Below are 5,187 nucleotides of genomic sequence, written 5' to 3' on the forward strand. Positions count from 1 at the left end.
CCACAGACCGTCAGGAACCAGCCGCTGCGACAGATCGGCACCCACGAAGAGACATCATGCCGCAGCTCGCACCATCACCACGTGAGACATCCTCTAACTGATCGTTTCAGAATGAACTTCTGAGGCGGCGAAGGCAGATGATGCTGCAGGCCAGTTCGAGCAGGCCCTGGTGGAGGTCGGCGCGGCGCTCGTAGCGGATACGGAGCCGCTTGAACTGGTGCAGCCAGGCGAAGGCGCGCTCAACCACCCAGCGGACCTTGCCCAGTCCGGAGCCGGGGGCGACGCCGCGTCGGGCGATCATCGGTTTGATGCCGCGCTTCCACAGCAGGCGGCGGTACTTGTCGAAGTCGTAACCCCGGTCGGCGTACAAGCGCCGGGGCTTGCGACGCGGGCGCCCCCGCAGGCCCCGGATCGGCGGGACGGCATCCAGCAGCGGCAGGAGCTGGGTGACGTCGTGGCGGTTGCCGCCGGTGAGCGCAACGGCCAGCGGGGTACCGTGCCGGTCGACGATCACATGGTGCTTGGAGCCAGGGCGGGCGCGGTCGACCGGCGACGGGCCGACGTGATCCCCCCTTTCAGGGCCCGGACATGTGAGCCGTCGACGGCGCAGTCATCCAGGTCCAGCAGCAGGTTCGCTTGCCGCAGCTCGGTCAGCAGGGCGGCGTGCAGGCTGGGCCACAGGCCGGCCTCGGTCCAGTCCCGCAGCCTGCGCCAGGCCGTGACGCCGGAGCAGCCCACGGTCTCCGCGGGCACGTCGCGCCAGGCAACACCGGTCCGCAGCACGTACAGCACGCCCGCGAGCGCCACCCGGTCCGGAACTCGCAGGCGGCCGGGGTAGCGACGACGTCGCTCGGGAACGGGCGGCAGCAACGGAGCCACGCGCTCCCACAGGTCGTCCGGAACCAAATCAGCACGCATCCGCACAGCCTGCCGACCAAGATCGCCAGCCGCAAGATCGCAGGCTCGGCTCAAGTTTGAAACGATCAGTTAATCATTAGGGCCCGAAAGCGTTTTCGCATACGGTATCCCGATGGCTTCTCAGCGTATTCTGCTGCCGCGCTCGACACCGGCCGCCTCGGGGATGTCGTCCCATTCGATCGCCGCGCTGCTGGATCGGCTCGAAGCACGATCCGTCGAGTGTCACTCCATTATGGTCGTACGCCACGGTCACGTTGTCGCCGAAGGCTGGTGGGCGCCGTACTCGGCCGGACGCCCGCACCTTCTCTACTCGCTGACCAAGTCGTTCACGTCGGTTGCCGTGGGGCTCGCGATCGCCGACGGGCTACTCTCACTGGACGATCGGGTGGTTGATGTGCTGCCCGACCACGTTCCGGGCGATATCTCGGAGCAGGGACGCCGCCTCACCGTTCACCACCTGCTGTCCATGACGGCCGGACACCGCGCGGACAGCCTCGCCGAGGCATGGCAACTGGAACCGGGCGACCTGGTGAAGGGCTTCCTGCGCGTACCGTTTCCCGAGGCCGAGGGAACGCGGCACGCCTACGACAATCCGACCACCTTCATCCTGGCCCGGATGGTGGAACGGGTGACGGGCCGCGGCCTCCCGGAACTGCTGGACGAGCGCCTCTTCAAGCCGATGGGCGTCGATCACGCCAAATGGGACCGGGTGGCGAACGGTGTCGCCTTCGGATTCCACGGACTACACCTCACGACCGAGGCTGTCGCCGCCTTCGGTGAGCTGCTGCTGCGCGGAGGCCTTTGGGGCGACCGGCGGCTCGTCCCGCGTGAATGGGTGGAGCTCGCGACCAGACGGCACACCGATACCCTGCAACTCGAGGACGGATCGGCGGGCGCCGACTACCTCCGCGGCTACGGTTACCAGTTCTGGATGTCGCGTCACGGCTACCACGGTGACGGCTCGTTCGGCCAGCAATGCGTGGTCGTCCCCTCGCACGATCTCGTGGTCGCCGTGACCGGAGGCCATACGCAGGCACAGGCAATGCTCGACGCAATATGGGAGTGCCTGCTGCCCAGCATGGAGCACGCGGAAAGCACCCGGGACGATGAGATCCTCGCCGATCGATTGCGGCGGCTGTCATTGGCACCGGTGCTGGGTTCGGCCGCCCCGAGGCGTTCCGTCAAGGCGAGACTCGACGCCTCCGCCGAGGGTTCGGCTCTGCCCGACGGAACCACGGTGATCGTCGATCCCGTGGACGATGGATGGCTCCTTCGTCTCGGGCCGTTCCTCAACGTCGAGGTCGGCCACGGCGAATGGCGGGAAAGCACGCCGCTCGGCCGCCCTGTCGTCGCGGCCGGCGCCTGGCAGGACAACACCTTCGTCGCCGAGCTTTACGTCATCACCACACCGCACCGAGTTCGGCTGTCGGTCGACGCCGACGCCGGAACAGCGATGGCAACGTGGAACATCGTGCCCCTGACCAGCCCCAGTCTGGCGTTGCATTTGCGGTCACCGCTGATGACGCGACCCGACGTCGCGTAGGCGATGCGCCTCGTTCACGGCTCCGGACCAGGGAAGGTCTGCTGGGTGGTCGAGCGCACGCCTTCGCCTGGCGGCTGCACCAGTTCAAGCGGCTCCGCATCCGCTACGAGCGCGCCGACCTCCAGCAGGGGGCCTGCTCGAACTGGCCTGCACTGTCATCTGCCGCTGCCGCCTCAGAACTTCATTCTGAAACGATCAGTAAGACTGCCTTGGTGACATCTATCGTGCTTACAGAAAGACTGCCGAATGAGCGCCTGTGACAAGTCGGATGCCTCGCGTGTGACAACCAGGCTGCCTCGGTCGTCCCCACTCACCAGCTCAGCCGGTCCCGCTGGTGACAACTCTGTCGGGCTGTGCAGCGGAACCGCGAACTGCGAGTTCGGCTCGGGACCTACGCTGGCGCTACCTTCCCCCTTGTCTAGGAGTAGCGTGCCGCCTGCCTTCGTTCACCGGATCACGAAGTACGACCCCGCCGACCGTGACGAACACGGCAGCTACCGGGGCGCGGAGGAGGCGGTCAGTGACCACGGGCCAGTCGAGGCCGCGTACCTGGAGGCGGTCTCCGCGTTCGCGGAAGCTGCGGGCATCGACCGGCTGGAGATCCGTGAGCCCTCCGTCACCGGGCTCGTCCACTTCGGTGCCCAGCCGGCGGTCGAAGGGCACGGTCTCAGCGGTCTCTTCCCGGCTGACCTCACCGGTTACCACGACGGGGCCGAGGTCTCCCTGGCGGTGGCCCTGGAGCTGATCCGCGTCATGCTCCGTGAGCAGGGCGCCTGGTGTCGGCTGGAGGCGGGAGACGTCTTTACCGTGCACGTCGGATGGGACCAGTACGTGTACGTCGGCAGCGACCGACCCTGCACGGACGCCGTGGCCCGTACGCGGGAACTCGGCCTCTTCGCGGAACCGCTGCCGGCCTCCCCCTACGCCGCGGAACCAGAGGTGACAGAAGCCGCCGACGAAGGCTTCTGGGCGTCGGTACGCACCGAGCTGGCGACGCGACAGGGCCTGCTCCTGGAGGAAACCCACATCGTCAACGCCACACGCTGGCACCGTCTCACCACGGAAAACCTCAACACGGTGCGCGCCGGTCTCGGCCCGCGCGCCCTGCTGACCGTCTGGCCCGACCTGCAACCCGACGTCGGCGCGGTCCTGACCGCACTGCCGTCCGAATGGCACATCGAGTTCGTCTGGGAGACGAAGGACGGAACGATCAGAGACGTGACCGTCGATGAGACCCAGTACCAGGAGCTCGCTGCCCTGGTAACCGACGCGCGAGCGGCCTGCGCACTGTCCCTCTACACCGACGAACGCAGTCCGCTGCTCCAAGCCGTTCTACCCGACAGTGACGGCGTGCTGCGCGCACGATGGTGACCCGAGTCATGAGCCGAAGCTCGTTACGGCACCGGCTGAGCTGGCGAATAGGGATGGTCGAGGCAGCCTGAGTGTCACACACGAGGCATCCGACTTGTCACAGACGCTCATTCAGCAGTCTTTCTGGCACCAGAAACGAAGATCGCGAGCTTGAGGTTCTCCGCGGCGCTTCCATGAGGTCATGGCCGCTACACGTGCTGGGTCGGGAAGGATAGTCGAAGCTGCTGACACCGGGCCTGTCTGGTCGCATCAGTGCAGCTGGGAGGACCTTTTCGTGCCGACGGACGTCGACGCGGGCAGGTCCGGTCTGGAGCTGGGCGACGGCTGGACGAGACGGTGGGCGGTCTCGTGGCGGGCCGGCGGGGACGATGCGTCCTGCTCGGTGCACGACCTCGTACAGGAACCGGTGCTCACGAGCGACCCGATGCGGCACTTCACCTGGCGCCGGGACCAGCGGCACCGTCCTGGCCTGCAGTTCCTGACCAGTACCGGCCGTCACCACGGCGCGGAGAGCCTGGAGGAGAGCCGGGTGCTGCTGGCCCTGGACTTCGCCGGCGACGTGGTCGACGTCGTCTCGCAGCCGCTGAAGATCTCCTTCGCGACCTGCGGGAAGCGCCGCTCCCACACCCCTGACTACCTCGCGGTGACCCGCGGCGGCGTCTGGCTGATCGACGTACGTCCCGAGCCTTTGATCAAGGAGTCGGACCGGGAGTCGTTCGCCGCGGCCGCCGAGGTTGCCGTCGCCTGCGGCTGGCGCTACGCGGTGGCTGCCCGCTGGCGCGAGCATGCCTTCGCAGGGCTGGACGCGATGGCGTCGCGGCGCCGGTTGAGGTCGGATCCGCTGGGGCTTCGGCCGGTGCTGCTTGCCGAGGCCGGGGGCGGGCGGAGGTTCGGCGAGCTCGCGGCGGCGACGGGCTGCGAGCCGGTCGCCCGGGCCCAGCTACTGCACCTGCTGTGGTCGCGGCAGCTGGGCGTCGACCTGGCTGGCTCGCTGCAGGACCGCTCGCTCGTGATGCCGGCCCGGTGACCGCGGCGGCGGTGCTGGACCTTTCCCCCGGCGCCGGGCTGGTGCTGGACGGGACGGAGTGGACGGTCGAGCGGCGCGAACCGCACCTGGGACGGGTGCAGTTGGTGAAGGACGACGGCACCCGCGAGCGGATGACCTTCAGGTTTCTGGCCAACCATCCGCAGTGCCGGCCGTCGTCACGGACGTCGGCGGCGGGGGCCGATCGGGGCCGCCAGCGCAAGGCGTCCGAGGACCTGAGTGGACGTTAAGTCCGATCTTCCCCGGTTCGTGATCGCTCGATCGTGGGACTGATACTCGTCCGGGGCGACTGCTCGTCATGCCCATGCTG

Annotated in this window: 5 protein-coding genes; 4 read left to right on the forward strand and 1 reads right to left on the reverse strand. The window is 68.0% G+C overall.

What is annotated here, in order from left to right; genetic code table 11:
* Nucleotides 1-106: 106 nt before the first annotated feature.
* Nucleotides 107-918, reverse strand: a protein-coding gene (locus tag ACIBAF_RS49010) for an IS5 family transposase (protein WP_399473317.1) whose coding sequence is annotated in 2 segments (ribosomal slippage) — nt 107-576 and nt 576-918 — 813 coding nt in all. Because the reading frame shifts where the segments join, the coding sequence is not laid out codon by codon here.
* 112 nt (nt 919-1,030) lie between these two features.
* On the opposite strand from ACIBAF_RS49010, the gene ACIBAF_RS49015 reads away from it, so the two are divergent.
* The 4 genes from ACIBAF_RS49015 (at nt 1,031) to ACIBAF_RS49030 (ending at nt 5,107) form a co-directional block, all read left to right on the forward strand.
* Nucleotides 1,031-2,461 (forward strand): serine hydrolase domain-containing protein, encoded by a 1,431-nt coding sequence (locus ACIBAF_RS49015; RefSeq protein WP_399473319.1) that lies wholly within the window; start codon nt 1,031-1,033, stop codon nt 2,459-2,461.
* 429 nt (nt 2,462-2,890) lie between these two features.
* Nucleotides 2,891-3,832, forward strand: coding sequence for an RNA-binding protein (locus ACIBAF_RS49020; RefSeq protein WP_399473321.1), 942 nt, complete (start codon nt 2,891-2,893; stop codon nt 3,830-3,832).
* 274 nt (nt 3,833-4,106) lie between these two features.
* Entirely contained in the window at nt 4,107-4,859 is a 753-nt protein-coding gene (locus tag ACIBAF_RS49025) for a TnsA-like heteromeric transposase endonuclease subunit (RefSeq protein ID WP_399473323.1), read from the forward strand.
* Nucleotides 4,856-5,107, forward strand: a complete 252-nt coding sequence (locus ACIBAF_RS49030; protein WP_399473325.1) for a hypothetical protein — start codon at nt 4,856-4,858, stop codon at nt 5,105-5,107. Before ACIBAF_RS49025 ends, ACIBAF_RS49030 begins: the two co-directional genes overlap by 4 nt.
* Nucleotides 5,108-5,187: the final 80 nt, after the last annotated feature.

The organism is Streptomyces sp. NPDC051677 (assembly GCF_044453465.1).
Taxonomy (GTDB): Bacteria; Actinomycetota; Actinomycetes; order Streptomycetales; family Streptomycetaceae; genus Streptomyces.